This window comes from Streptomyces sp. NPDC058371 (genome assembly GCF_042723265.1).
Classification (GTDB): Bacteria; Actinomycetota; Actinomycetes; order Streptomycetales; family Streptomycetaceae; genus Streptomyces.
Genome location: NZ_JBHXJC010000009.1, coordinates 302,275 through 327,518, shown reverse-complemented (window position 1 = coordinate 327,518; position 25,244 = coordinate 302,275). Strand labels below are relative to the sequence as shown.

Annotated in this window: 22 protein-coding genes; 17 read left to right on the top strand and 5 right to left on the bottom strand. The window is 71.1% G+C overall.

Translation table 11 applies throughout. From position 1 onward, the window contains the following. The first annotated feature begins 124 nt into the window (after window positions 1-124). From ACFWM2_RS26120 to ACFWM2_RS26110, 3 genes are read left to right on the top strand one after another with little or no spacing between them, the layout of a single operon-like run. A complete protein-coding gene (locus ACFWM2_RS26120; RefSeq protein WP_383284523.1) occupies window positions 125-1,714 on the top strand; it encodes a tetratricopeptide repeat protein in 1,590 nt (529 codons plus the stop codon). Then, window positions 1,711-3,306 (top strand): nickel transporter, encoded by a 1,596-nt coding sequence (locus tag ACFWM2_RS26115; protein WP_383284520.1) that lies wholly within the window; start codon window positions 1,711-1,713, stop codon window positions 3,304-3,306. The genes ACFWM2_RS26120 and ACFWM2_RS26115 overlap by 4 nt, the downstream gene beginning before the upstream one ends. A gap of 46 nt (window positions 3,307-3,352) precedes the next feature. Beyond that, on the top strand, window positions 3,353-4,975 hold the full coding sequence (locus tag ACFWM2_RS26110) for a serine/threonine-protein kinase (RefSeq protein WP_383284517.1): 1,623 nt from the start codon (window positions 3,353-3,355) through the stop codon (window positions 4,973-4,975). Between the two features lie 6 nt (window positions 4,976-4,981). Here the strand turns inward: ACFWM2_RS26110 and ACFWM2_RS26105 are convergent, their stop codons facing one another. Next, window positions 4,982-5,791 carry an SGNH/GDSL hydrolase family protein gene (locus ACFWM2_RS26105; RefSeq protein ID WP_383284513.1) on the bottom strand — a complete coding sequence of 270 codons (810 nt, stop codon included), beginning with the start codon at window positions 5,789-5,791 and terminating at the stop codon, window positions 4,982-4,984. A 313-nt stretch (window positions 5,792-6,104) separates the two neighbouring features. On the opposite strand from ACFWM2_RS26105, the gene ACFWM2_RS26100 reads away from it, so the two are divergent. The 7 genes from ACFWM2_RS26100 (at window position 6,105) to ACFWM2_RS26070 (ending at window position 15,957) form a co-directional block, all read left to right on the top strand. Further along, entirely contained in the window at window positions 6,105-7,316 is a 1,212-nt protein-coding gene (locus ACFWM2_RS26100) for a S8 family peptidase (RefSeq protein ID WP_383284510.1), read from the top strand. A gap of 275 nt (window positions 7,317-7,591) precedes the next feature. Then, window positions 7,592-7,942 (top strand): hypothetical protein, encoded by a 351-nt coding sequence (locus ACFWM2_RS26095; RefSeq protein WP_383284507.1) that lies wholly within the window; start codon window positions 7,592-7,594, stop codon window positions 7,940-7,942. Between the two features lies 1 nt (window position 7,943). Further along, window positions 7,944-9,038: a GNAT family N-acetyltransferase gene (locus tag ACFWM2_RS26090; protein WP_383284505.1), complete on the top strand. Its 1,095-nt coding sequence runs from the start codon at window positions 7,944-7,946 to the stop codon at window positions 9,036-9,038. Between the two features lie 378 nt (window positions 9,039-9,416). Further along, window positions 9,417-10,232: a glycosyltransferase family 2 protein gene (locus ACFWM2_RS26085; protein WP_383284502.1), complete on the top strand. Its 816-nt coding sequence runs from the start codon at window positions 9,417-9,419 to the stop codon at window positions 10,230-10,232. After that, entirely contained in the window at window positions 10,229-11,242 is a 1,014-nt protein-coding gene (locus ACFWM2_RS26080; RefSeq protein ID WP_383284499.1) for a glycosyltransferase family 2 protein, read from the top strand. Before ACFWM2_RS26085 ends, ACFWM2_RS26080 begins: the two co-directional genes overlap by 4 nt. Before the next feature lie 40 nt (window positions 11,243-11,282). Next, the gene (locus ACFWM2_RS26075) at window positions 11,283-12,086 is read left to right on the top strand and encodes a polysaccharide deacetylase family protein (RefSeq protein WP_383284496.1); all 804 of its coding nucleotides are present in this window, start codon (window positions 11,283-11,285) and stop codon (window positions 12,084-12,086) included. Beyond that, a complete protein-coding gene (locus tag ACFWM2_RS26070; protein WP_383284493.1) occupies window positions 12,079-15,957 on the top strand; it encodes a lipopolysaccharide biosynthesis protein in 3,879 nt (1,292 codons plus the stop codon). The genes ACFWM2_RS26075 and ACFWM2_RS26070 overlap by 8 nt, the downstream gene beginning before the upstream one ends. A gap of 75 nt (window positions 15,958-16,032) precedes the next feature. Here ACFWM2_RS26070 and ACFWM2_RS26065 read toward each other — a convergent pair whose 3' ends face one another. Continuing rightward, complete coding sequence (locus ACFWM2_RS26065) at window positions 16,033-17,454, bottom strand: xylan 1,4-beta-xylosidase (RefSeq protein WP_383284610.1); 1,422 nt, start codon at window positions 17,452-17,454, stop codon at window positions 16,033-16,035. 166 nt (window positions 17,455-17,620) lie between these two features. Between ACFWM2_RS26065 and ACFWM2_RS26060 the strand changes: the two genes are divergently transcribed. Continuing rightward, complete coding sequence (locus tag ACFWM2_RS26060; protein ID WP_383284491.1) at window positions 17,621-18,715, top strand: DUF5925 domain-containing protein; 1,095 nt, start codon at window positions 17,621-17,623, stop codon at window positions 18,713-18,715. A gap of 81 nt (window positions 18,716-18,796) precedes the next feature. Continuing rightward, the gene (locus ACFWM2_RS26055; protein ID WP_383284488.1) at window positions 18,797-19,597 is read left to right on the top strand and encodes a DUF72 domain-containing protein; all 801 of its coding nucleotides are present in this window, start codon (window positions 18,797-18,799) and stop codon (window positions 19,595-19,597) included. A gap of 87 nt (window positions 19,598-19,684) precedes the next feature. Here ACFWM2_RS26055 and ACFWM2_RS26050 read toward each other — a convergent pair whose 3' ends face one another. Further along, window positions 19,685-20,059 carry a GntR family transcriptional regulator gene (locus tag ACFWM2_RS26050; protein WP_383284485.1) on the bottom strand — a complete coding sequence of 125 codons (375 nt, stop codon included), beginning with the start codon at window positions 20,057-20,059 and terminating at the stop codon, window positions 19,685-19,687. A gap of 177 nt (window positions 20,060-20,236) precedes the next feature. Here ACFWM2_RS26050 and ACFWM2_RS26045 point away from each other — a divergent pair, with 177 nt between their 5' ends. Beyond that, a complete protein-coding gene (locus ACFWM2_RS26045) occupies window positions 20,237-21,166 on the top strand; it encodes a GNAT family N-acetyltransferase (protein ID WP_383284482.1) in 930 nt (309 codons plus the stop codon). Further along, window positions 21,147-21,728 carry a DUF402 domain-containing protein gene (locus tag ACFWM2_RS26040; protein ID WP_383284479.1) on the top strand — a complete coding sequence of 194 codons (582 nt, stop codon included), beginning with the start codon at window positions 21,147-21,149 and terminating at the stop codon, window positions 21,726-21,728. The genes ACFWM2_RS26045 and ACFWM2_RS26040 overlap by 20 nt, the downstream gene beginning before the upstream one ends. A 143-nt stretch (window positions 21,729-21,871) precedes the next feature. Here ACFWM2_RS26040 and ACFWM2_RS26035 read toward each other — a convergent pair whose 3' ends face one another. Beyond that, window positions 21,872-22,483, bottom strand: coding sequence for a class I SAM-dependent methyltransferase (locus ACFWM2_RS26035; RefSeq protein WP_383284477.1), 612 nt, complete (start codon window positions 22,481-22,483; stop codon window positions 21,872-21,874). Between the two features lie 177 nt (window positions 22,484-22,660). Between ACFWM2_RS26035 and ACFWM2_RS26030 the strand changes: the two genes are divergently transcribed. Continuing rightward, window positions 22,661-22,795 carry a hypothetical protein gene (locus ACFWM2_RS26030; protein ID WP_383284474.1) on the top strand — a complete coding sequence of 45 codons (135 nt, stop codon included), beginning with the start codon at window positions 22,661-22,663 and terminating at the stop codon, window positions 22,793-22,795. An 88-nt stretch (window positions 22,796-22,883) separates the two neighbouring features. On the opposite strand, the gene ACFWM2_RS26025 is transcribed toward ACFWM2_RS26030, so the two are convergent. After that, entirely contained in the window at window positions 22,884-23,417 is a 534-nt protein-coding gene (locus ACFWM2_RS26025) for a GNAT family N-acetyltransferase (RefSeq protein ID WP_383284471.1), read from the bottom strand. A 440-nt stretch (window positions 23,418-23,857) separates the two neighbouring features. On the opposite strand from ACFWM2_RS26025, the gene ACFWM2_RS26020 reads away from it, so the two are divergent. Both ACFWM2_RS26020 and ACFWM2_RS26015 read left to right on the top strand, forming a co-directional pair. Further along, a complete protein-coding gene (locus ACFWM2_RS26020; RefSeq protein WP_383284468.1) occupies window positions 23,858-24,166 on the top strand; it encodes a transposase in 309 nt (102 codons plus the stop codon). Next, window positions 24,163-25,035: an IS3 family transposase gene (locus ACFWM2_RS26015; protein ID WP_383284465.1), complete on the top strand. Its 873-nt coding sequence runs from the start codon at window positions 24,163-24,165 to the stop codon at window positions 25,033-25,035. Before ACFWM2_RS26020 ends, ACFWM2_RS26015 begins: the two co-directional genes overlap by 4 nt. The last annotated feature ends 209 nt before the right edge of the window (window positions 25,036-25,244 follow it).

Here is a 25,244-nt window from a genome sequence, read left to right as displayed (position 1 = left end):
GCCGTGGGCCCCTCTCAGGTCGCAGCTCCTCGCGCTCCCCCTCTCCCCCCCCCACCCGAGGGTCGTCCCCCCGCCTCCGGACCCCCACAACGACCGTTGCCGACCTGGACTTTGAGGAGAGGGCATGTCCCCGCGTACGAACGAGAGCGCGCCGGAGAGCGAACGCGGCGACGGCCCGACGGCCGAGCCCACGCCCCGCGCCGCGGAGGCCGTGCCCGAACAGGCCGGGACGACGGAAACGGCAGAAGTGTCGTCCGAGGACGACAAGAGGGACGACGAGAAGCACGACGAGAAGCACGACGAGGAGGCAGAGGCGGTCGCGGCGGCCGAGGCTCCGGCCCCGGAGGCCCTCGACGAACGCGTGGCGGCCGTGCGTCGCGTGGGCGCGGCGGGTCGGCGTCGGCGGGCGGCGCAGCTCGCGGGGTGTGCCGTAGCACTGGCCGTCGCCCTGACCGCCGGCGCCGTCGTGCTCGGCGCGCACGACGGCGGGCCCACCACCGTCGCGGCGGCGCCCGCCGGCCTCTCCCCCGAGGTGCTCGGCGGCGACATCGACGCGAGCATCAGGTCTCTGCAGTCCCATCTCCGCGCCCAGCCGAAGGACTTCGGGTCCTGGGCGACGCTGGGCCTGGCCTATGTCGAGCAGGCCCGCACGAAGGGCGACCCCTCGCGCTACCCGCAGGCCGAGCGCGCGCTGGACCGCTCGCTCGAGCTGCGTCCCGACAACGACCCGGCGCTGGCCGGCCGCGCCGCCCTCGCCGCGGCCCGGCATCAGTTCCCCGAGGCGCTGAAGTTCGCCGAGAGGGCGCTTGCCCAGAACCCGTACAGCGAACGCGCGTTGTGCTCGCGGATCGACGCCCTGGTCGAACTCGGCCGCTACGACGAGGCGTCGAAGGCCGCCGACCTGGCGGACTCCCGGCGCCCGGGCGTCCCGGTCTTCACCCGGTACGCGTACGTGCGCGAGCTGCGCGGCGATGTGAAGACGGCCCGCCGCGTCCTGGAACAGGCCCTGTCCACCGCGACCACGCGCGGCGACGTGGCCTACGTGGCGACGGCACTCGGTCAACTCGCCTGGAACCAGGGCGAGTACGGCAAGGCCCTGCCGTACTACGCCCGGGCCCTGGCGGCCGACGACGCCTACCTCCCCGCCCTGGAGGGACGGGCCCGGGCCGAGGCCGCGCGGGGCGACCGAGCCGCCGCGATCCGCGACATGGAGGCGCTCGTGGACCGCTACCCACTGCCCCAGCCACTCGTGGAACTGGGTGAGTTGTACGAGGCACGCGACAAGGAGGGTGACCGGCAGAAGGCCCGTGACCAGTACGCCCTCGTCAACGCCTGGACCTCACTGGCCCGCGCCAACGGCGTCAACGCCGACCTCGACACGGCGCTCGCCGCGGCCGACCACGGCGACCACAAGGCCGCGCTCACGGCTGCCCGCGCCGAATGGGACCGCCGCCGCACCGTGCACACCGCGGACGCCCTCGCCTGGGCCCTGCACGTCAACGGCCGCGACGACGAAGCCCTTCCGTACGCCCGCCGGGCCACCGCCACCGGCTACCACAACGCGGCCTTCCTCTATCACCGCGGGATGATCGAGCGCGCGACGGGCCACGCCGAGGACGCCCGCGACTCCCTGACCGCGGCCCTCGATCTCAACGCGGGCTTCTCCCCCCTGGGCGCCCGCGCGGCCCGTACGGCGCTCAAGGAGGCGAAGTGAGCCTCCGCACGACGCTCCGACGCGCCGTCTCCTCCGGCGCGGCCGTTCTCGTCGGGACCTGTGCGCTCGTGCTGCTCCCCTCCGGGACGGCGAGCGCTCACCCGCTCGGGAACTTCACCGTCAACCGGTACGACGGTCTCGTGGCCGCCGCGGACCGGCTGCGGGTCGACCATGTGGAGGACCTCGCGGAGATCCCCGCCACGCAGGCCGGACCCGACATCAAGCGGCTGGGGATGGAGCGTTGGGCCCGGCAGCGCTGTGCGACGGCGGCCCGGGACAGCAGGGTCACCGTCGCCGGACACGACGTCGCGCTCACGGTGGGCACGAGCCTCGCGCGGGTGCGACCGGGGCAGGCGGGCCTCGACACACTCCGGGTGGAGTGCCGGCTGACGGCACCGCTCTCCGACGGCGCGGAAGCCGTGCGCTTTCACGCCGCCGTCGACTCGGGCCCCGGCTGGCGCGAGATCACCGCGCGTGGCGACCGGATGACGCTCACCGCCTCGGACGTACCCAGGACCTCCGTGTCCCGGCGGCTGACCAGCTACCCGAAGGAGCTGCTGTCGTCGCCGTCCGACACGGCGGCGGCGTCCCTGCGGATCCGCCCGGGCGGAGCGGCCCTCGACGAGGAGGACCGCGACGCACCCGCCGCCTCCGTGCTCCCGCGCGGCGCCGACCGCTGGACCCGGGCACTCGACGATCTGGTGGCCCGCCATGACCTCACCCTCGGCTTCGCCGCGCTCGCCCTGGTCATCGCCGTCGGCCTGGGCGCGCTGCACGCGCTCGCGCCGGGCCACGGCAAGACGCTGATGGCCGCGACCGCCGCCGCGCGCGGACGGGCGACGCTCCGTGACGTCCTGCCGCTCGCCGCCTCGGTGACGGTCACCCACACACTCGGCGTGGTCGCGCTCGGCCTCCTCGTCACCGCCGGCTCGGCGGCCGCGCCCTCCGTGATCGCCTGGCTGGGTCTCGCGAGCGGCATCCTCGTCACGCTGGCGGGAGCCTCCCTCGTACGACGGGCCTGGCGACACCGCGCCCACCCGCACGGACACTCCCACGGGCCGGGTCACTCCCACTCCCACGGATCGGAGGACGCGCACAGTCACGCCGACGCGCACGACCACTCGCACGGGCATGACCACGATCACGCACCCGACCACGGTCACGCCCACGCGCACCACGAAGACCGCGCCCCCGAGCCCGCCGGAGCGCACTCGCACGGTGGCTTCACCCACACCCACCCCACCTCCCCCACCCTGCGCGGCACGCTCCTGCTCGGCTTCGCGGGCGGACTGGTGCCCAGCCCGTCCGCCGTCGTCGTCCTGGTGGGGGCCGCCGCCCTGGGACAGGCGTGGTTCGGTCTCCTGCTCGTCCTGGCGTACGGCGTCGGACTGGCCCTGACGCTCACGGCGGCGGGGTTCGCCGTCGTCCGGCTCGGCGGCGGCATGGCCCGGCTGCTGGCCGGGCGCCCGCGGTGGACGGGCGGCCCGATGGCGGCCCTGATGCGCAGGGCCGCGCCCCTGGGATCCGCGGTCGTGGTCGTAGCTCTTGGGGCTGGATTGGTGTTCAGGGGGGCCGCATCCGCACTCGGCTGAGCTACTTTTGTGGAGAAATCACGCGGATGCGAAATGGGGGACGCCCGTGTCCGAAGTACCGGGCAGTGAACGTGTGATCGCGGGCCGCTACCGGCTGCTGTCCCCCTTGGGTGAGGGGGGCATGGGCACCGTCTGGCGGGCCCGCGACGAAGTGCTGCACCGCGAGGTCGCGGTCAAGGAGGTGCGCGCCCCCGCGGGGATCCCGTCGAGCGATGTCGAGCGGATGTACGCCCGGCTGGAGCGGGAGGCCTGGGCCGCGGCCCGGGTCGCCAACCGCAATGTCGTGACCGTCTACGACGTGGCGACGGAGGACGGCCGGCCCTGGATCGTCATGGAGCTGATCCGCGGTCTCTCCCTCTCCGACCTGCTGGACGCCGAGGGTCCGCTCTCCCCGCAGCGCACCGCGCACATCGGGGCCGAGGTGCTCTCGGCCCTGCGCTCCGCCCACGCGGCCGGAGTCCTGCACCGTGACGTGAAACCGGCGAACGTGCTGCTGTCGAACGACGGCCGGGTCGTCCTCACCGACTTCGGCATCGCCATGGTCGAGGGCAGTTCCGCGCTGACCATGACCGGCGAGGTCATCGGCTCGCCGGAGTTCCTCGCCCCCGAGCGGGCGCTGGGCCGCACACCGGGGCCGGAGTCCGACCTGTGGTCCCTGGGCGTGCTGCTGTACGCGGCGGTGGAGGGCAACTCGCCCTTCCGGCACGACACTCCGCTGAGCACCCTGCGGGCCGTCGTCGACGAGGAGCTGCCGCCGCCGCACCGCGCGGGCCCGCTGGGCCCGGTCATCGAAGGGCTGCTGCGCAAGGACCCGGCGGACCGCACACCGGCCGAGCAGGCCGAGCACGACCTGCGCCTGGTCGGCGCCGGCGGCACCCCCCGTACGGGCTCGTCGCCGGTCGCCGCGCCGTACGCACCGACGGTCGCCGGACTGCCGCAGGAGCCGCCGACCCCACCCCGGCCGGGTCCCGCCGTCACACCCGCGCGCCCGTACTCGACGGCGACCACGACCAACACCGCCCCGCCCGAACGCAACCGCCGCGCCGGCCTCGTCGTGATCGCGGGCCTCCTCGCCCTCGCGCTCGCCCTGGCCGGACTGACGTACGCCCTGATGAACCGCGACGGCGGCGGGGACGACCCGGGGGCGGCCAACAGCGGAGGCCCCAACAGTGCCTCCGGCGGCGGAAGTTCGGAGAGTTCCGGCGCCGAGAGCGGCAGCAGCAACGGCGCGGTCGGCGGCAACTCCCCCAGCAGCGAGCCGAGTGACGACCCCACGACCACCCCGCCGAAGCAGTCCGTGAAGGTGACGGTCGCGGGTGCGCACACCGACTACTCCGGGAGCTGCCCGCCGGCCGAGGCGCAGGCGCCCACGTTCACGGCGACGTTCACGGTGGGTGTCGTGCCGGTGGAGGTCGACTACCGCTGGGTCACGAAGAAGGGCGAGGTGTCCGACCCGGGGTGGAAGACCCTGTCGTTCCCCGCGAGCGGCGGCAAGACCAAGCAGAAGACGGTCGTGGTGACGACGTACGACGCGGGCGGGATCTACGACAACGAGATCGCCGTGGAGGTCCGCAGTCCGCTGGACACGAAGTCCAACTGGGTGCCGTTCTCGGTGACATGCGAGACGGAGACCCCGACAGGCGGGGCCTCCTCCTCCGCTTCTCCCTGAGAGTGGTCAGACCCCGCTGGTGAAGGCCGGCAGATAGCCGCCGGACTGGCCCGACGCGGTCGGGTGGTACGACTCACCGATGTTCAGCCAGTTGACGCTGTTCAGCCACGATGCGGCGGAGCAGATCTCGTGCCCGGTGAAGGTGCCCCTGACATCGCCGAACGTGAAGCCGTGGTTGGCGGCACGCTTGGCGATCGCGCTGTCCAGGTAGTCGGCCGCGCCGTTGATCGCGGACCGCTCGGTCTCCGAGAGCCCCGCCACGCAGTTGCCGTTGAGCTGGTAGAAGCGGGGATAGCCCAGGACGACCACATGGGCCGACGAGGCCTTCGCGCTGATCGCCGAGTAGACGGTGTCGAGCTTGCCGGGGAGCGTGGAGTCGACGTACGCCTTGGCCGTGGCGATGCGGGCCAGGCAGTTGCTCTCCGACTGGAGCACACACGTCGTCATGACGTCGGAGAAGCCCGCGTCGTTGCCGCCGACGCTGAGGGAGACGAGGCCGGTGGAGGAACTGAGCGGACCCAGCTGGTTGGCCACAACATCACCCGTACGAGCGCCGGAACAAGCCGTGAAGCCGAACGACGAGGGTGAATGGGCGGCCGCCCAGAGGTAGGGGTACGCCTTCGTGCTGCGCTTGCAGTCGCCGCTGGAGCTGATGTAGCTGCCGGAGCCGACACCGGACGAGTAGGAGTCGCCGAGGGCCACATACCCAGTGGCCGCAGCGGTCTGGGACGCCTGCGCCGTCGCTGCCCCGGTGAGGGCGAAGCCGGCGGCGAGGAGAAGTGAGGTCACGTATGCCGTAATTCGGGAACGTCTCATGGAACCTCCCTTTAGCAGGATCTCTGCCATAACTTTCGTACCAGCTACGCGTGTTGACAGGAAGTGTCCATGCCAAGACTTTTCGGCACTTACGGGGTCCCGCTCTGTGTGTTCACCATGCGTTTGATTGCGTGCCCATGACAGGGTCGTGACAAGGGCCCAACTCCCTTGAGCACCCAGCGCAGATGACCGACTCTTTACTCGGTCCTGGGTGGAACGCGACGCTCCGGACCGTGCGCACGATCACCCGCGCACCCCCACACAGCGCGCGCCCCACCCCGGCGCGCGCCGCCTTGAGGAGGACCCCCTCGTAATGGCACAGCTCCGTAGCAAGAAGATCAGGATCGCCGCGATAACCACCGTCGCGACCGCCGCCCTCATGGGCGGGATCACCGCACTTCCCGCCCAGGCCGCGGCCCCGGCCGAGGGCAAGGTGCTCGCCGCCGGCTCCCCCACGGCCGTCAAGGGCAGCTACATCGTCACGCTCAAGAAGGCCGCCGGCTTCGAGGCCGCGTCGAGCCGGGGCAAGGGCCTGATCAACGAGTACGGCGGCTCGGTGAAGAAGACGTTCAGCACCGCGCTGAACGGCTACACGGCCAGCCTCTCGGCCACCGAGGCCAGGAGACTCGCCGCCGACCCGGCGGTGGCCTCCGTCGAGCAGAACCAGACGGTGCACCTGACCGACACCACGCAGTCCAGCGCCCCCTGGGGCCTGGACCGCATCGACCAGAGCGCGCTTCCGCTGTCCGGCACGTACACCTACCCGGACTCCGCGGGCAGCGGCGTGACGGCGTACGTCATCGACACCGGCGTCCGCATCACGCACACCCAGATCAGCGGCCGGGCCACGTACGGCTACGACGCCGTCGACGGCGACACCACCGCCGCGGACGGCAACGGCCACGGCACCCATGTGGCCACCACCATCGCGGGCTCGACCTACGGGGTCGCCAAGAAGGCGAAGATCGTGGCGGTCCGCGTGCTCGACAACAACGGCTCCGGCACCACCGCGGGCGTCATCGCGGGCATCGACTGGGTGACCAACAACCACTCGGGTCCGTCGGTCGCCAACCTGTCGCTCGGCGGCGGCGCCTCCACGACGCTGGACACGGCCGTCTCGAACTCCATCGCGAGCGGCGTGACCTATGCGATCGCGGCGGGCAACAGCAACGCCAACGCCTCCTCGTACTCACCCGCCCGAGTGGCCACGGCGATCACGGTCGGCGCCACCACCAACACGGACGCCCGGGCCAGCTACTCCAACTACGGCTCGGTCCTGGACATCTTCGCCCCCGGCTCCTCGATCCTCGCCGGGTACAACACCAGCGACACCGCCACGGCCACGCTCTCCGGTACGTCGATGGCCACTCCGCACGTCGCGGGCGCGGCCGCCGTCTATCTCGCGAGCCACACCTCCGCCACCCCGGCGCAGGTCTCCACGGCCCTGGTGAACGGCGCCACCTCCAACGTCGTCTCCGGCCCGGGCACCGGCTCGCCGAACAAGCTCCTGAAGATCGTCCCGTAACGCGACCGCGCCCCAGGCGCCCGCGTCTCGAACACGTTTGATCCGAAGGACAGTTCCCCGGAGGCAGCCGACGCCTCCGGGGAACACCTGTTTGAAGGAACAACCGAACTTGCGCGGCGGCCCTCCGCACCTTGACGGCCCCCCGCCCGCTGCGCGACATTGAAGCCCGGCATCCGGCGCTTCGGGGGGCAAAGTCGCCAATGCAGACCTTACGCATCAAGACACCTTCAACAGACGGTGCGGAACAACCGCGAACCCGTCCGGAGAGGGACCTGTTGCCGCTGCTCGCGGGCGCCGCGACAGCGATCGGGGGCGTCGGCGCGGTCCTCGCACTGGCCGACGTGGACTCACCCCTGCGCGGCCCGTTCACGCTGTTCTTCCTGCTCGCGGCGCCGTCGGTGGCCATCGCGGCCGCGCTGCGCGGGCTGGCACCGTTCGGCCGCGTGCTGGTCTCGGTGGCCGGGGCGATCACCGTCAACATGCTGGTGGCCCAGGGGATGCTGGCCGTGCACCGCTGGTCGATGCACGGCGGGATCGCGGCGGTGACCGCGCTCAGCTCCGTCGTTCTCCTGCTGGTGGCCGTACGGCGGCTGCGCCGTCGCGCGGCACGGGAACGGGCCTCCTGACGTGGACATCAGCGTGTACCGCCCCGGCGAGCTGAGCGCCGCCGACCGGACGGCCTGGACGGCCTTGCAGTCGAAGGCCCACCTGAACGGCGCGCCCGAACTGGCGAACCCGTTCCTGTCCCCCGAGTTCACGCTCGCGATGGGCCGGTGCAGACGCGGTGTGCGGATCGCGGTCGTCCGCGAGGGCGGCGAGCCCACCGCGTTCTTCCCGTTCCAGAGAACCCCCACGGGGGTCGGCCGGGCCGTCGGTCTGGGCCTCTCGGACTGCCAGGGGCTGGTGCACGGCCCCGGCTTCGACTGGGACGCCCAGGAGCTGCTGCGGGCCTGCGGGCTCGCCGTGTGGGAGTTCGACCACCTGGTGGAGGGCCAGACGCCGTTCGAGGCGGGAGCCTCCGGCACCTTCCCGTCCCCGGTCATGGACGTCGACCAGGGCTACGAGACCTATCTGAGCGGACTGCGCGACAGGTCCCCGAAGTTCACCCGGACCACGCTCGCCAAGGAGCGCAAGCTCGCCCGGGACTCGGACGAGGTGCGTTACGTGCACGACGAACGCGACCCCGCGGCCCTGCGCGCGCTGATGGAGTGGAAGTCCGCCCAGTACCGCAGGACCGGGCGCAGCGACCGCTTCGCGCGCGCCTGGATCAGCCGGCTGCTGCAGCAGCTCTTCCACACCCGCTCCGAGCCGTTCGCCGGGATCCTGTCCGTGCTGTACGCGGACGGCAGGCCGGTCGCCGCACACTTCGGGCTGCGCAGCGAGCGCGTCCTGGCGTGCTGGTTCCCGGCGTACGACCCCGCGTTCGCCAAATACTCCCCCGGACTGATCCTGCATCTGCGGATGGCCGAGGCGGCCGCCGCCGACGGCATCGCCTATCTGGATCTCGGCCGGGGACAGAAGGAATACAAGGACTCCCTGAAGACACGCGAACTCGCCGTGTCCGAAGGGTGGGTGACACGGCGTCATCCGATTGCCGTCGGACACCGGGCGCGTCGCGCCCCGGTCCGGGCACTGCGCAATGCGGTGCTGTCCCGGCCGGATTTCTTCGATCCGGCCGACAGAGTTCTCAAACGGATGGGGAAGATCCGCTCGAAGATTTAGGTAACGGCCAAAACAACAAAAACGTGAGGCCACGTTCCAGGTCTTGCCATACATACACAATCATCAATACCGTCGTACATCTCACCCGCATCGGTCCATCATCAAGCGGCTCCAGGGGAGGGCTCAGGGACCGCGATGGTTCCGGCGCGGGCGCGGTAGGGGGGTGCCGTGCTCGGTGTCCACACTTGTGCCGAGTCGTGCCGCGAGACCGTCCTCGATGTCGTACTCCGATGTCGGGACGGCCAGATTTGCCAACTCACCCGGGCATGCACGGAGATCAATTTCGGCATGCCTTAAGTGAGAACCCTCCTTTCGAACCGGACACATGCCGGACTGCCCGTGGGGCGGGCGGTCCACCGGACGAGAGGGACCAGACTCATGAGCTCAGTCCTGCGCCCAGCCTTTTCGGGCCAAGATCCGTCAACAACCAGCAAGTACCGGCCGATCTCCTCTCACCTGGCCATTGCGCCGCCGGTGAGTGTGGTGATTCCCGCCATGAATGAGGCGGAGAATCTTCCGTACGTCTTCAAGACACTTCCCGGATGGATTCACGAAGTGGTTCTCGTCGACGGCAATTCCACCGACAACACGGTCGAAGTGGCCCGCGAGCTGTGGCCCGACGTCAAGGTCGTCGAGCAGCGCGGGAAGGGCAAGGGCGACGCCCTGATCACCGGATTCGAGGCGTGCACCGGCGACATCATCGTGATGGTCGACGCGGACGGCTCGGCCGACGGCCACGAGATCGTCTCCTATGTCTCCGCACTCGTCTCCGGCGCGGACTTCGCCAAGGGCTCCCGGTTCGCCAACGGGGGCGGCACGGACGACATGACACCGATCCGCAAGTTCGGCAACTGGGCCCTGTGCACAGTGGTCAACAAGAAGTTCGGCGCCCGCTACACCGACCTGTGCTACGGATACAACGCGTTCTGGCGGCACTGCCTGGACCAGATCGACCTCGACTGCACCGGCTTCGAGGTCGAGACCCTGATGAACATCCGGGTGGTCAAGGCCGGCCTCAAGGTCCAGGAGATACCGAGCCACGAGTATCTGCGGATCCACGGCACCAGCAATCTGCGTGCCGTGCGGGACGGGTTCCGGGTCCTCAACGTGATCCTCAAGGAGCGCAACAACCGGCGCGCGCTGCGCAGATCGCACGCGGCGGCGCTCAACACCGCCCGGGGTGAGGTGTCTTGAGCACGCCGGGCATCTCCGTGGTGGTCTGCGTGTACACCGAGGACCGCTGGGAGGACATCCTCGCGGCGGTCGCCTCGGTGCGCGCGCAGTCGCGGCCTGCCCTGGAGACGCTCCTGGTCGTGGACCACAACACCACGCTCCTGGAGCGGCTGGCCGCGGAGTACAAGGAGACGGACGGGGTGCGGGTGCTCGCCAACGCGGGCCCCCGCGGCCTGTCCGCGGGCCGCAACACCGGCATCGCGGCCTCCCGGGGCGAGATCATCGCGTTCCTCGACGACGACGCCGTGGCCGAGCGGGACTGGCTGCGGCACTTCGCCGCGGGATACGCGGATCCGCGGGTCATGGCCGTCGGCGGCCGTACGATGCCGATCTGGGCGTCGGGCCGCCGGCCCGCCTGGTTTCCCGAGGAGTTCGACTGGGTGGTGGGCTGCACGTACAAGGGTCTGCCGCCCGGCCGGGTGCGGGTGCGCAACGTGCTGGGCGGGAACGCCTCGTTCCGGCGCACGGCGTTCGACGCGGCGGGCGGCTTCGCGACCGGCATCGGCCGCGACGGCGACAAACGCCCGCTGGGCTGCGAGGAGACGGAGCTGTGCATCCGGCTCTCGACCGCCCGGCCGGACGCGATCCTGCTGATCGACGACCGGGCGGTCATCCACCACCGGGTACCCGAAGCGCGCGAGCGGTTCGGGTACTTCCGCACCCGCGCGTACGCCGAGGGACTGTCCAAGGCACTCGTCGCGCGCAGTGTGGGCGCGGGCAAGGGGCTCGAGTCGGAGCGGCGCTACGCGACGCGGATCCTGCCCGCCGGAGTGGCCCGCGGGGTGCGCGACGCCCTGCTCGCCCGTCACGGCGGCGCGGGCCGCGCGGGCGCGATCGTCGCCGGGGTTCTCACCGCGGCGGGCGGGTACGTGCTCGGCAGCGTCCGGGCCCGCAGGGGTGGCGCGGTGTTCTCGGTGGTCTCCGTCGGGGAGAGCGAGGGGTATCCGGGCGACAAGGGGGCCCTGGGATGAACGACATCCGGCTGCCGGTCCGGGCCGGGGGCGGTGCCGTATGACGCCGCCCGTCCCGATCCTCATGTACCACTCCGTCGCGAGCGCGCCGAACGCGGCGACCCGGGGTCTTTCGGTGGCCCCCGAGGCGTTCGCGGATCAGATGGCGCTGATCGGGGACCTCGGCCTCACGCCGGTCAGCACGGCCCACCTGGCCGCGTCCTGGCGCACTCCGAGCCTCCCGCCGCTGCCGTCGCGCCCTGTCCTCATCACCTTCGACGACGGCTATGAGGGGGTGCACCGCCACGCGCTGCCCGTGCTCGCCAAGCACGGTTTCGCGTCGACGCTGTTCGTCTCCACAGGCTGGCTGCGCGGCCCCCACGACACCGGGGGCGGCCTCGACACCATGCTCGACTGGGACCAGGTGCGCCAACTCGCCGCCGAGCAGGTCGAGATCGGCGGACACAGCCATACGCACCCGCAGCTCGACCAGATCCCGGACGACGTGCTCCGCACCGAGCTGCTGCGCTGCACGGAGATCATCGCCGACGAACTGGGTGCGCGGCCGGCCTCGTTCGCCTACCCGTACGGTTACTCCAGCCGCCATGTGCGGCACGCGGTGCGCGAGGCGGGCTTCGCCCAGTCGCTCGCCGTCGGCAACGCGCTGGCCCGCCGCCGCCAGGGGCCGTACGCCCTGCAACGGGTCACCGTGCGCCGAACCACCGGAATCGAGGAGTTCGAGCGGCTGGTCGAGGGCCGCGCGATCGCCCGCACCTTCGCCGGGGAACGCGCCCTCACCAAGGGATACGCCCTGGTCCGCAGAGCACGACAGGTCCGCCGGAAGGCCATCAGTTCCCGTGTCTGACACGACCACAGCCAAGGCCGCGACGCCCACCGCCGAGGCACCCGAACAGCAGTCGAGGCGTCGTCTCCGGCTGCCCCTGCCCGGTCTGGGCAAGGGCGCGGGGGGCGGCGGCCAGCTCTTCCGCAATGCCTACGCCCTGATGCTCAACACCGGGATCTCCGCGGTGCTCGGCCTCGGGTACTGGCTGGTGGCGGCCCGCTACTACTCCGAGTCCGCCGTCGGCCAGGGTTCCGCCGCGATCGCCGCGATGAAGCTCCTCGCGGGGATCACCGCGGTGACGCTGACGGGCGCTCTGGCCCGCTTCATCCCCGTCGCGGGACGCGCCACCGGACGGCTGATCTTCCGCACCTACGCGGGCAGTTCGGCGGTCGTCGCGCTGGCCGCGGTCGTCTTCCTCCTCACCCTGAACGTGTGGGGGCCGTCGTACCGCTTCCTGCACGGGCCGCTCAACGGGCTCGGGTTCATCCTCGCGGTGATCGCCTGGTCGGTGCTGACGCTCCAGGACGGTGTACTGACCGGGCTGCGCAACGCCTTGTGGGTGCCGGTGGGCAACACCGTGTTCTCCGCGGTGAAGCTGGTGCTGCTCATCGGCCTCGCCGCCGCCATCCCCACGAGCGGCGTCTTCGTCTCGTGGGTCCTGGCGATCGCCATGTCCGTGGTCCCGCTGGGCTGGCTGGTCTTCCGGCGCCTGGCGCCCCGGCATGCGAAGGCGACGGCGGACCGTACGACTCCGCCGACGCTCAAGGAGATCGGGCGCTTCCTCGCGGGCGACTACACCGGCTCCCTGTTCTCGCTGGCCGTGGTCTATCTCGTGCCGGTGATCGTCGCCTCGCAGGTCAGCTCCACCGACAATGCGTACTTCTACATCACCACGACCATCGGCGGCACGGTCAACCTGCTCGCCATCAACATGGGCGCCTCGCTGACCGTCGAGGGTTCGCACGACCCGGCACGGCTCGCCGCGAACACCCGGGCCGCGCTGCGCCGGATGGCGCGGATCATGATTCCGGTGTGCGGGCTGCTCTTCCTCGGAGCGCCGTTCATCCTGCATGTCTTCGGCCAGGGCTACGCGGACGCGGCCACCCCGCTGTTGCGCTGGTTCGCCGTCGGCGCGGTGCTGCGGGTCGTCATGGAGACGTACTTCGCCGTCCTGCGCGCCCAGAGCCGCACCGCAGGACTCGCCTATCTCCAGGGCCTGCTGTGCGCCCTGGTGCTCGGGCTGACGGTGATCCTGCTGCCCCGTATGGGCCTGACCGGCGCGGGTGTCGCGGAGATCTGCAGCCTCACGTTGATCGTGGCGATCGCGGCACCCAAGCTGTACAAGATCGTGCGGGCCGCGCCGGCCACGGCTCCGCCCGAGGACGCGGCACCGGACGGCGACCTCGCCGACCTGGGCGCACGCGAGTCGTCCACGACGGCGTCCCGGCCGAGGCGCGGCCCCGCCTGGGCGCTGGACTCGGACACCCTCGCGCTCGGCGTCCACGTCGACATCGACCACCTGGAACGCAGGCCGGACGTACGGCCGGGTCCCGGCACACCGCCCACCGGAACGCCCCGGGTGCGCGCCGACCACCGGCCGACCTGGGCCGTCAAGTCCCCCGGGGCGGACGGGGTACTGCCCCGGGAGCAGGTGGGGCTGCCGGTGGAGGCCAGGGAGCCCGGTTCGGAGGCCTCGCTGGGGCCGGCGGAAGTGATCGAGGCGGACGCGGAGTCTCGCGAGCCGTCGGGGCCCCCGGAGCCTCCGGAGTCCCTGAAGCCTCAGGAGCACCAGGAGTTCGCTGAGCCCCAGGAGCCGGCTCCGCCACCTCACTTGTCGACCTCGCCGCCGTCGCCGCCGTCGCTGCGGGAGCGGCTGGCGCATCCCACCCGGCCCGGTCTCGCCCTCGGTGGTCTGCTGACCGTCGCGCTGCTGCTCTACTGGGTGCCGGTGCTGCGGCTCGGCGAGGCCGACCTCGACCGGATGGGCGGGCTCGGGCTCATCTCCGTACTGCCCCTGACCACCCTGGTCGGCGCCGCCCTGCTCATCGTGGTGTTCGCCTCGCTGCTGTGGCTGAAGGGCGAGCACAAGGCCCTGTTGCTGGTCGTACTGCTGGCGACCGTGGTGTCGCTGCACGCGCTGCCCGCCGTGATCGAGACCGAGCCGCGGTTCGCGACAGCCTGGCAGCACCTGGGCTTCCTGGACTACATCGACCGGACCGGCTCGGCCGTGCCCGACCTCGACGCGCGCTGGAGCTGGCCGGGCTTCTTCGCGGTGGCCGCGTTCATCGTGAAGGCCTGCGGTGTCACCGACCTCACCGAGGTGATCCGCTGGTGGCCGCTGGCCATTCAACTCCTTTATCTGGCACCGATGTTCCTGCTGGTGCGCTCGATGCGGGCGGGCTGGCGCGCCAAGTGGACCGGGATCTGGATCTTCGTACTCAGCGGCTGGGTCGGCCAGGACTACTTCTCACCGCAGGGCTTCACCTATCTGCTCTATCTGGCCTTCGTGGCCATCCTGTTGGTGTGGTTCCGGGCGCCCCGCGTGCTGTGGACGAAGGCGCGTCCCGGCGAGGCCGAGGTCGAGCCGACCGACCGCCGGCAGCGGGCCGTCCTGCTGATGGTCCTGATCGGGCTGTTCGCGGCGACCGTCCCGGCCCACCAGCTCACCCCGTTCGTGATGCTGGGCGTGCTCGCGGTCCTCGTCCTGGTCGGCCGCTCCGAACTGCGCGGTCTGCCCATCCTGTTCGCGGTCGTCGTCGCCGTCTGGATCGGCTTCATGGCGGAGCCGTACTGGTCCGGGCACTTCGACGACCTCTTCGGCGGGGTCGGCGGGGTCGGCAGCAATGTGTCGACCTCCGTCTCCGGACGTATCCAGGGCGGCAGTTCGACCCACAAACTCGTCCTCTACGCGCGTGTGCTGCTCGCGGGCGGCGTGATGGCCTTCGCCTGCTGGGGCTGGTGGCGCCGCCGGGACCACAAGTACCGCGAGCGGTCCCTGCTCGTCCTGACCTTCGTCCCCTTCCTGGGCTTCGGCATGCAGTCGTACGGCGGCGAAATGGCCCTGCGCGTCTTCATGTTCGCGCTGCCCGGCGCGGCCCTGCTCGCCGGACTCGCCCTCTTCCCGCGCACCGGCGTCAACGCGAAGGAGCGGGAGAAGGACCGGGTGAGCCTCGCGCCACTGGCCGCGCTCATGGCGGGGCTGGTCCTCATGGGCGGCTTCCTGGTGGCCCGTTGGGGCAACGAGCCCTTCGAGCGGATCAGGCCGGGCGAGGTCACGGCCATGGACTACGTGTACGCCCACGACGATCCGACCGTACGGCTGCTGTGGCTGAGCAACGACACCCTGGACAACGTCACGCCGGCGATGCCGTGGGGCGCGCGGGACATGGAAAAGGTGGAGTACGTGCCGACGCTCGCGCCCGCCGACCCGGTCCTGGTGTCCGGGCTCGTCAAGGCGCTCAAGGACGCCGGCCCGAACTCGTATCTGATGGTCAACCGCAGCCAGGTGGTCTATCTCCAGATGGACGTGGGCTACTCGGCGGCCTGGGACTCACGGCTGATCCACAACCTCGACGGCCGCCAGGAGCTGAAGAAGGTCCTCGTCAACGACGACGTCACCATGTACACACTGCGCAAGCAGCCCGCGGGCAAGGTCCCGAAGGCGGAGCCGGGAGCGATCGGACCGCAGGTGACGTGGACGCCGTGGTCGGTCGTCGGAGGGTTCGCGGCGATCGCGCTCGTCCTCATGCTGACAGCGCGGGAGATCGTACGGGTCGCGGTGCGGCCGGGCGTCCGGCAGCTGCAGTGGCTGCAGAGCAGCTTCTGGTTCTCGCTGCCCCTGCTCGCCGTGCTGCTCGCCTCGCTGGTCCAGCGGTTCATGACGATGAAGTAGCCGCCGCACGAGGGTACGGCGCCCGAGCAGGAAGCCGGTTCGGGAGCCGGACGGCCTGTGACTGGGTGAAGTGGCTTACCGGCTGAGCCACTTCACCTCGTAGGCGGCCATCTCGAAGCGCTTGCCGTCGATCTTCGCGCTGATGGACCGGTCCAGCGTGTTGACCACGAGAACGGTCTTGTCGTCGGCGAGAACCCGGACGTTGGGCCGGTCGTCCGCGGCGACGGAGACCGTCTCGTAGGGGGTGCCGGGCGGGAATTCCCGGCCGAAGCGGGAGATGAGGCCGAGCATGGGCAGTTCGCCGCCCCCGGCCGCCCGGTCGGTCGGGGTCCACAGACAGCCGGCGCAGCCTGAACCCTGCTCCTTCTCCGGATTCCAGTAGAAGCCGGAGGAGGCGCCACCGCGGGTCATCGCGATCATGCCGGAGGCCTGCACGGCGACGCGGTGGGTCTCGGACCAGCCCTGGCGTTCGTCGTTGCCGTCGGCCGGCTCGACGTAGTACTCCGCCCACCACAGCGGCAGGTCGTGGGTCTGCTCGCGCACCCACTTCCCGACGGCCGTGAGCTTCGCGGTGGCCCCGAACTCGTCGGGCAGCAGATCGTCGTCCTTGGTGTAGCTGGAGCCGTCGACGACGACGAAGTCGGCGCCCGCCTTGTGCTTGTTCCAGTAGGCGAAGGCGTCCAGGACCCGCTGGTCCATGGTGCCCCAGGCGCCCTTCACGGTCGGCGAGGCGTTGTCGGTCTGCCGCGGGTCGAGGCTGTCCATGACGAGATAGGGCCCGCCGACCATGATGTCCTTGTCGACCTTCTTGAGCGCCTTGTAGACCAGGTTGTAGAGCTCCGTGTAGCCCTCGTAGTCCCAGCGGGCCTCGGAGTCGTTCCAGAAACCCTTGAACTCGTTCCAGACGATGAAATGGCGCACATCCGGGTAGCGCTTGGCGACGGTCGCGGCGAGCGCGGCGAAGTCCTTGTAGTGGGCGCGGTCCGGGGCGGTCTCCAGCGCGGTCTGGCTCCAGTCGGTGTTGCCCGCGCCGGACTTGCCCCCCTTCATCCAGTCCGGGGAGCAGCACAGGGTGACGACGGGCGGTCCGCCGGACTTGCGGATGAAGTCGATCCGGCGGTCCATCTCCTCGAAGTCGTAGCGTCCCTTGACCGGCTCGGGGTTGCCCGCGCCCCAGCCCATGATGTGCTGGATCTGGGGCAGCGGCTGCTGGGCGAGCAAGCCCTGGACGCGCTCGGTGGCGGCGCCGGGGCCGTGGTCGGCGCTGTACTGGGTGTGCGTGAAACCCCAGCCCACCTCGGGAGCCGCCGCGCCGGACGGGACGGCGGGTGTGCCGTGCACCTTGTCCCCGTCCCGGGACGTGCCCGCGGTGTTGTCGCCGTCCGAGGGCAGCGTGTTGAGCAGCGTCACCAGCAGGGCCAGCGCGGCCACTCCCACGCCGAGCAGTGCGGTGAACCGCCACCGCCGTGCCCCCGAATTCCACTCATGACGTCCCATCATGGGCAACAGTAACGGCGCGGATCGAGCAGCGAACAGGACTCGTAAGACCACAGCCCTGTAACAGGGCGGAGGGGACGCACCGGATGCTCCGGACACGGACGACACTCGCGACGCACTGCGGAAACCGGGTGCACGGAGACCCTGCGTGACGGATCATGGCGGCATGTCTGCGAACCCACACGACGCTCTGCCGATCCGGCTCAACGTCGACGACAGCGACTCCCCGTCCGATGTCGTCGACGCGCTGTTCCTCGGCCGCTTCGCGACGGGCGAGCAACCTCACTCGCACGCGGCCAACATCGACCGCGTCCGGTCCGGGGCCACGCTGCTCCCGCCCGGCGCCCGTGTGCTGCGCTCCGCCCGCGACGACGACCGCAGCGCGACCCTCGCCGAGGGCGACGGCTGGACACTCCTCGTGTCCCGCTGGAACCGCGGCGCCGACGTCACGGTCACCGCCACCAGCGCCGAGCTGGCGGAGAAGGTCCTCGACCAGGCCACCCACGGTGCGGCCGACGAACCCGAGCCGCAGCCGGACAATGTGACGATGGGCTTCTGGTACGTCTCCCCGCGCCGCGGCCCGCACCGCACCACCCGCCAGATCTCGGCGGGTACGTGGGAGGAGGTCCGCCCCAACTACACGGCACCGGTGGCGGACGCGATGGACGGCCTGATGAAGACGACGCCGGAGGACATCGCCGGCCGGCTGCTCCTGCTGCACGGGCCGCCGGGCACGGGCAAGACGTCGGCCCTGCGGACGCTGGCCAGGTCCTGGCGCGACTGGTGCCAGGTGGACTGCGTCCTCGACCCGGAGCGGCTCTTCTCCGACGTCGGCTATCTGATGGACATCGCGATCGGCGAGGAGGACGGCACGGGGAAGGGCCGCTGGCGGCTGCTCCTCCTCGAGGACTGCGACGAGCTGATCCGCGGCGAGGCGAAGCACACCGCCGGACAGGCCCTGTCGCGGCTGCTCAATCTGACCGACGGTCTGCTCGGCCAGGGCCGCAACGTGCTGGTCGGCGTCACGACGAACGAGGACCTGGAGCGCCTCCACCCCGCCGTCGTCCGCCCCGGCCGCTGCCTGGCCCGTATCGAGATCGGCGCGCTGACCCGCCGGGAGGCGGTGAGCTGGCTGGGCACGGAGGAGGGCGTCGGCCGCGAGGGCGCCACCCTGGCCGAGCTGTACGCGCTGCGCCGGGGGACGTCGCCGACGTCGGTACCGGACCAGCGCGAGGGGGCGGACGCGGGGCTTTACCTGTAGGCCGGGGCACCCGTACCTGTTGTTCCCGGGGCGCCCGGTACCCGTAGCCCCCAGCACACCGTCCGGTGCTTTGATGGACATATGACCCTGTTCGTCGGCACATCGGGGTGGCAGTACAAGGACTGGCGTGACGTTCTCTATCCGGCGGGGGTGCCCGTGCGGCTCTGGCTGGAGGAGTACGCGGCGCGGTTCGCGACGGTCGAGATCAACAACGCCTTCTACCGGCTGCCGTCGCGGGAGACCTTCGAGGGCTGGCGGGAGCGCACGCCCCCTGACTTCGTCGTCGCCGTCAAAGCGAGCCGCTATCTCACCCACATCAAGCGGTTGCGCGAGCCCGAGGAGCCGGTGCACCGGCTGATGAACCACGCCGCCGGCCTCGGCGACCGGCTCGGGCCGGTGCTGCTCCAGCTCCCGCCCACGCTGCGCGCCGACCCCGGTCTGCTCGACGACTGCCTCGGCTGTTTTCCGGCCGGCACCCGGGTCGCCGTCGAACCGCGCCACGACTCCTGGTGGACGCCGGCGGTGCGCGAGGTGCTGGAGCGGCGGGGCGCCGCGCTCTGCTGGGCCGACGTCCTGGCCCGGCCGGTGGCCCCGCTGTGGCGGACCACCGACTGGGGCTACGTGCGTTTCCACTCCGGACGCGCGCGGCGCCGGCCGCACTACGGCCGGCAGTCCCTGCTGACCTGGACCCGGCGCATCGCGGACACCTGGGCCGACGATCACGAGGTGTACGCGTACTTCAACAACGACCCCGACGCCGCGGCGGTCCTGGACGCGGTGGTGTTCGCCCGCGTCGCGACAGCAGCGGGGCTGACCGTCACGCGCACGCCGCGGGGTCTGCCTCCTGTGCCGACGCGCACTGCGCGGGCACGGACGCCGTAGGACCATCCGGGGGGCGGGGCTGCCGGGTCAGCAGCCCCAGGGGCTGCGGGGCGCGTGACGCCCGGCGGTCGGAGGGCGACCGTCTGGTCAGCCCCGGTCGCCGTAGGCCGCGCGGAGGGCGTCCCGGGCGGCGGCGAGGGCGACGTCCTCAGCGAGGCCGAGCCGTCGGACCCGGTCGGCGTAGGCCTGCGCCGCCGTCGCCGCCTCGCGCTCGGCGGCCGAGCCGGCGGCGGCCACGAAGGTGCCGTTGCGGCCCCGCGTCTCGATCACCCCGTCCGCCTCCAGGGCCCGGTACGCCTTGGCGACCGTGTTGGCCGCGAGCCCGAGCGACTCGGCGAGGCCCCGCACGGTGGGCAGCTTGTAGCCGACGGGCAGCGCGCCCGACCTGGCCTGCTCGGAGATCTGGGCACGCACCTGCTCGTACGGCGCGGCTCCCGCATCGATATGGATCTTCAGGGTCACGGGGTGATTGTCCCGCACGGAACGGGGACCGGGCGCCCGACGCGGGGGGATGGCCCGCGTACACAGCCCGACTGTGCGGGCACCGCCGCGGGGTGACGGCTCACGCGCACGAACCGACCGTCCCGCGGCGGAAAATGGGAGGCATCCGCGCCCGCCTCCCACATAGCGTCCGATCCCATGACTGTGATCGTTCGTGACCTCCGTCCCGCTGACCGGAAAGATGCCGAGGGCTTCGCCCGGATCCGGAGCCTTGCCCTTCCCTACATGCTGTCCACCCCCGAGTCAGTCGCGTACGACATCACGCACGCCCACCCCGACGGGCGCAACCGCTCCCTGGTCGCCGAGCGGAACGGCGAACCGGTCGGCACGGCGCAGATCGGCGTCGCGTACGACAGCCCGGAGCCCGGCCAGGGCTTCCTCAACGTGTACGTGCGCCCGGACCGCACGGGGCGCGGCGCGGGCTCGGCGCTGGTGCGCGCCGCCGAGGAGTATCTGACGGCCCTGGGCGTGACGAAGCTGTTCGCCTGGGTCCTGGACGCGCCCGGGAACCGCGCCTTCGCCGAACGGCGCGGCTATCGCACGAGCCGCTCGGCGCACTTCCTGCGCCTGGACCTGGCCCACGGCACCCTGCCGCCGCTCCAGGAGCCCCCGCCCGGCGTCGAACTGCGTACGGCCGCGGACTTCGCCGCCGACCCGCGCCCGCTCTTCGACCTGGACGCGGAGACGATGGCCGACGAACCCGGCGACATCGCCCATGAGTTCACCGACTACGACAACTGGCTCGAGGAGACGTGGCGCCACCCGCTGCTCAGTCACGAGCTGACGTCCGTCGCGGTCGTCGACGGCCGCCCCGCCGCGTTCAGCGCGGCCCGCACCGACGGCGGCCGCCGCTACGGCACCGTGATGACCGGCACCGGCCGGGCCTTCCGCGGCCGCGGCCTCGCCAAGCTAGCCAAGAACGACTCCCTGCACCGCGCCCGCGCCGCCGGCCTCACCGAGGCGTTCACCGGCAACGACAGCGGCAACGGGCCGATGATGGCGATCAACAAGTGGTTCGGCTACGACATCTGCGCGACGGAGGTGCGGCATGTCCGCGAACTCGGCTGACGTGAACCCGTCTGACGCGAACTCGCCTGACCTGAACCCGGCTGGCGTGGGCCGGGCCGGCGCGAACTCCCCCGCGTCCGGGGGCCGGGTGGAGGTCGTCCTCGTCAAGGCCGGCCGGATCAAGATCCGTTACCCGGCCGAGCTGCTCCAGGACGACGGCACCCGTGTCACCGTGCGCGCACCGTGGGCGGGCGACGGCGTGCGCGACTTCGGCTTCGTACGGTTCGAACCGGGCGATGTGTTCACCGAGTACTACTGGCGGGACCGCTGGTACGCGGTGAAGGAGGTCCGGGACGCCGGTGGCGTACTGAAGGGCTGGTACTGCGACATCACCCGGCCGGCCGTCCTCTCCGCCGGCGAGCTGGTCGTCGAGGATCTCGACCTGGACCTGTGGCGCTCCGCCGACGGCACGGCCGTACTCCGCCTCGACGAGGACGAGTTCGCGGCGAGCGGCCTGGCCACCACGGATCCGCGGGCCGCGGCCGCCGCCGAGTCCGCCCTCGACGACCTGGAACGCCTGGCCCACGAGGGCGACTTCGCAACGCTCTTCGCGGAGACCTAGGACCTGCCGAACGGCCCGGTCACCGAGCAGTCGCGGCCCGACGGTCCGACGGGTCCGACGGGTCCGACGGGTCCGGGTCCCCGGGAACACAGCAGGCGCGCAGACGGGGGCGCGGGTCGACGGGCGGGAGCCGGACGGGCCCCTCAAGGCCGCGCCACGACCACGTACCGCTCGTCCTCGACCTCTCTCCCCCACAACCGGGCGTCGTCCGACAGCCGCTCCGTGCGTACGTCGTCCGCGAGGGGCGCGAGCAGTTCGGCCAGTCGGTCGGACGGTATGCCCACGGGGCTCACCGTCCCCCACACGCCCTCGACGAGCACCAGTCGTCCGCCGGGGCGCAGGAGCCCGCGCCAGTGGCGCAGGACGCGGCCGGGGTCGGGCAGGGTCCACAGGACGTGGCGGACCAGGACCACGTCGAACCGCTCCTCGCCGACCGGCGGAGCCGCCGCGTCACCGACCAGGAACACCGCGTCACGGCCGGCCAGCTTCGCGCGGGCGAGGCCGATCATGGCCGGGGAGAGGTCGACGCCGGTGACCCGGTGCCCCCGCTCGGACGCGAGGAGTGACAGGCTGCCGGTGCCGCAGCCCAGGTCGAGGGCATCGGAGGACCGCTCGGGCAACCAGGCGCGCATACGGGCCGCCCAGGCCTCGCGCACCACGGGATCCCGCAGCCCGTGGTCGGGCTCTTCGTCGAACGAGGCAGACTCCGCTTCCCAGTTGACGTCCGCCCACGCATCACGGTTTTCACTGGACATGTTTGCCGCCGCTGTCATTGGTCATGCTGCTGTCACTGGCCATGTCGCCAGGGTGACACCCGCCACTGACAGTCGAAGTGACCGCCGCCACTGACAGATCGCGACCGATGAGGAACGCTCCCGGAAAGGGTCTACCTCCGTGGCATCACGGAACTCGGTAGGCACAAGGAGGCAGCCATGCGCCGTGTGACCATGCAGAAGCCCCTGAAGAGGTCGGACGCCCGACGTGTGCGGGACGAGGCCGACGAACGTCCGGTGGAGCGTCCGGAGGTCCGAAAGGACATCCAACGCACCTGGTGGCCGGACGGCTGATCCGCGCCGCCGGACTTCCGGCGGCCCAGCTGCCCCACCGTTCCACCGCCCGATCACCCGACGAACCTCGACGACCGACGAGTAAGCCTCAGCGCAGCCGCTTCCGGTAGTGGATGCGGTCGTACGGACCCTCGACACGGCGCTCCACGACTTCGTATCCGTACTTCGGATAGATCTTCTGGTTCTCCCACATCATGGCGTTCGTATAAAGCCTGACCTCCCGCAGACCGAGCGCACGCGCGTGTGCCTCCACGAAGGTGAGCAGCCGGCTCCCGACGCCCTTCCCGTGGGCGTCGGGGTGCACGGCGATGCTGTCGAGGAACAGATGGTCCTCGTGCGGCTCGAGCACCACGAGCCCGACCACGGCCCCCGCCGGCTCCCCGGGCCCGGAGGACTCCGCCGGTTCCCCCGGCATCCCCGGCTCCTCCGTGACGAACACCCGCCCCGCCGCCACGTTCGCCGCGTGGTCCGCCTCCATCGGCTGCGGCACCACCCCGATGCGCTCGATGTAGTGGCGGTACGCCGCATCGGTCACCGCCTTCACGGCAGCGACGTCCGAGGCGACGGCCGGGCGGATCTCACGGCCCTCATGGGCCCCTGGGTCGATCGAGGCATCTGTCATGCCCGGCAGCCTATGCACGGCTCCCCCGGCCACCGCGGCCGAGGCCGAGTCCCCGGCAGGGCCCTCCTTCCTGAGCCCTCGGTTAGCGGTCCCTTAACCGCACCATAAGCCCGCAAGGGCCCTCGTTCGCCCATCGTTGCAGGTCAGCGGGCGCGCTTGCGTGTCACGCCGAGCGCAGGGAGCCAGCAAGGGAGCCACGGCAGGAAGTTACGGCGACTCGGGCACCTTCTGGGCGTCGTCTGTCGGCTCCCTCGGAAAGATCTCATCCATCGCTTCCGCCCCCTCAGAGATCACGGGACGAAGCTGCTTTCGGTAGACCCGCTCCGTGGTGTTGCTGCTGTGGCCAACCACCCGCGCGATGGCTTCAATCGGCAAACTGGGCTTGATCCGCTTTGACGGACATCCGAGATTAGGGGTTCGTCCCCGGGAGGATGTCCATCATGGAGAGCATGGGGAAGAAGAAGCCTCGGCCTCGCCGTTCGTTCACGCCGGAGTTCAAGGCCGAGATCGTCGAGCTCTGCCGACGTGGTGACCGCTCGGTCGGCCAGATCGCCAAGGACTTCGACCTGACCGAGACCGCGGTGCGGCTGTGGGTCAGCCAGGCCGAGACCGACGCGGGCGAACGCTACGGCCTGACCAGCAGCGAACGCGAGGAACTGGCCACGCTGCGACGGGAGAACCGCCGACTGCGGGAGGACGTGGAGGTCCTCAAGCGGGCCACGGCTTTCTTCGCGAAGGAGACCCGGTGACGGTGCACCCGTTCATCGAGGCGGAGAAGCAGAGCGGTCACAGCGTCAAGCGTGCATGTGAACTGCTGCAGGTCTCCCGAACCGCCTTCTACGCCCGCCGCAGTGGCGGGCCAGGGCCGCACGCGGTCCGTGATGCCGAGTTGACCGAGAAGATCACCGCAGTTCACGAGCGATCACGCGGAGCTTACGGAGTCCCGCGCGTCCATGCCGTCCTGCGACGCGAGGGCGTGGATTGCGGACGGCGCCGCATCGCCAGACTGATGCGGGCAGCGGGCCTGGAGGGCCGGTACCGCAGGCGACGGCAGCTGACGACGATCCCCGACCCGCGGGCCGTCGTCCGGCCTGACCTCGTCGTGCGCAACTTCGCTCCCGACCCGGACGGCCTGGACACCCGCTGGTGCGGTGACATCACCTACGTCGCGACCGACGAAGGCTGGCTCTACCTGGCCACCGTCATCGACATTGCCTTCCGTCGTGTGGTCGGCTGGTCCACCGCCGACCACCTGCGGACCGAACCGGTCGCGGACGCTCTCACATCCGCCTGCCGCGAGCGACGTCCCACCCGGCCGGTGATCTTCCACTCGGATCGGGGCTGTCAGTACACCAGTCAGCAATTCGCCTCCCTGGCAACGGAGTTCGATGTCCGCCTGTCCGTCGGCCGCACCGGACAGTGCTGGGACAACGCGCTCGCCGAGTCCTTCTTCGCCACCCTCAAGCGCGAGCTGCTCGGCACCACCGCATGGCCGAGCAGGGCCGCCGCCCGCACCGCGATCTTTGATTTCATCGAGGGCTGGTACAACTTGCACCGATTGCACAGCAGCCTCGGCTACCGCAGTCCCGCCGAATACGAGACCGCACTCGCAGCCTGACCACCACACCAATGGTGTCCGTCAAAGCGAAACAAGCTCACGACGTGCGCGACAGCACGAGGGCAGGCACCGTGTCTTGGTCTCTTGGCGACCCTCTCGGCTTCTGGCCCGTCTGCCCTGTCATGGCTTTCATGGGCTGGACCACAGTTCCGAGCTAGCCGCTGAGACACTCCGATCGTATGACCGCATAGCCAACTCGCATCGGTGAT

Bases quoted from the DNA above. Each gene is read 5' to 3' on its own strand.
- ACFWM2_RS26105 (WP_383284513.1), bottom strand. From the start codon at position 5,791: ATGAGACGTTCCCGAATTACGGCATACGTGACCTCACTTCTCCTCGCC.
- ACFWM2_RS26040 (WP_383284479.1), top strand. From the start codon at position 21,147: ATGTCCGCGAACTCGGCTGACGTGAACCCGTCTGACGCGAACTCGCCT.
- ACFWM2_RS26075 (WP_383284496.1), top strand. From the start codon at position 11,283: ATGACGCCGCCCGTCCCGATCCTCATGTACCACTCCGTCGCGAGCGCG.
- ACFWM2_RS26025 (WP_383284471.1), bottom strand. From the start codon at position 23,417: ATGACAGATGCCTCGATCGACCCAGGGGCCCATGAGGGCCGTGAGATC.
- ACFWM2_RS26035 (WP_383284477.1), bottom strand. From the start codon at position 22,483: ATGTCCAGTGAAAACCGTGATGCGTGGGCGGACGTCAACTGGGAAGCG.
- ACFWM2_RS26030 (WP_383284474.1), top strand. From the start codon at position 22,661: ATGCGCCGTGTGACCATGCAGAAGCCCCTGAAGAGGTCGGACGCCCGA.
- ACFWM2_RS26100 (WP_383284510.1), top strand. From the start codon at position 6,105: ATGGCACAGCTCCGTAGCAAGAAGATCAGGATCGCCGCGATAACCACC.
- ACFWM2_RS26020 (WP_383284468.1), top strand. From the start codon at position 23,858: ATGGAGAGCATGGGGAAGAAGAAGCCTCGGCCTCGCCGTTCGTTCACG.
- ACFWM2_RS26055 (WP_383284488.1), top strand. From the start codon at position 18,797: ATGACCCTGTTCGTCGGCACATCGGGGTGGCAGTACAAGGACTGGCGT.
- ACFWM2_RS26120 (WP_383284523.1), top strand. From the start codon at position 125: ATGTCCCCGCGTACGAACGAGAGCGCGCCGGAGAGCGAACGCGGCGAC.
- ACFWM2_RS26085 (WP_383284502.1), top strand. From the start codon at position 9,417: ATGAGCTCAGTCCTGCGCCCAGCCTTTTCGGGCCAAGATCCGTCAACA.
- ACFWM2_RS26045 (WP_383284482.1), top strand. From the start codon at position 20,237: ATGACTGTGATCGTTCGTGACCTCCGTCCCGCTGACCGGAAAGATGCC.
- ACFWM2_RS26060 (WP_383284491.1), top strand. From the start codon at position 17,621: ATGTCTGCGAACCCACACGACGCTCTGCCGATCCGGCTCAACGTCGAC.
- ACFWM2_RS26065 (WP_383284610.1), bottom strand. From the start codon at position 17,454: ATGGGACGTCATGAGTGGAATTCGGGGGCACGGCGGTGGCGGTTCACC.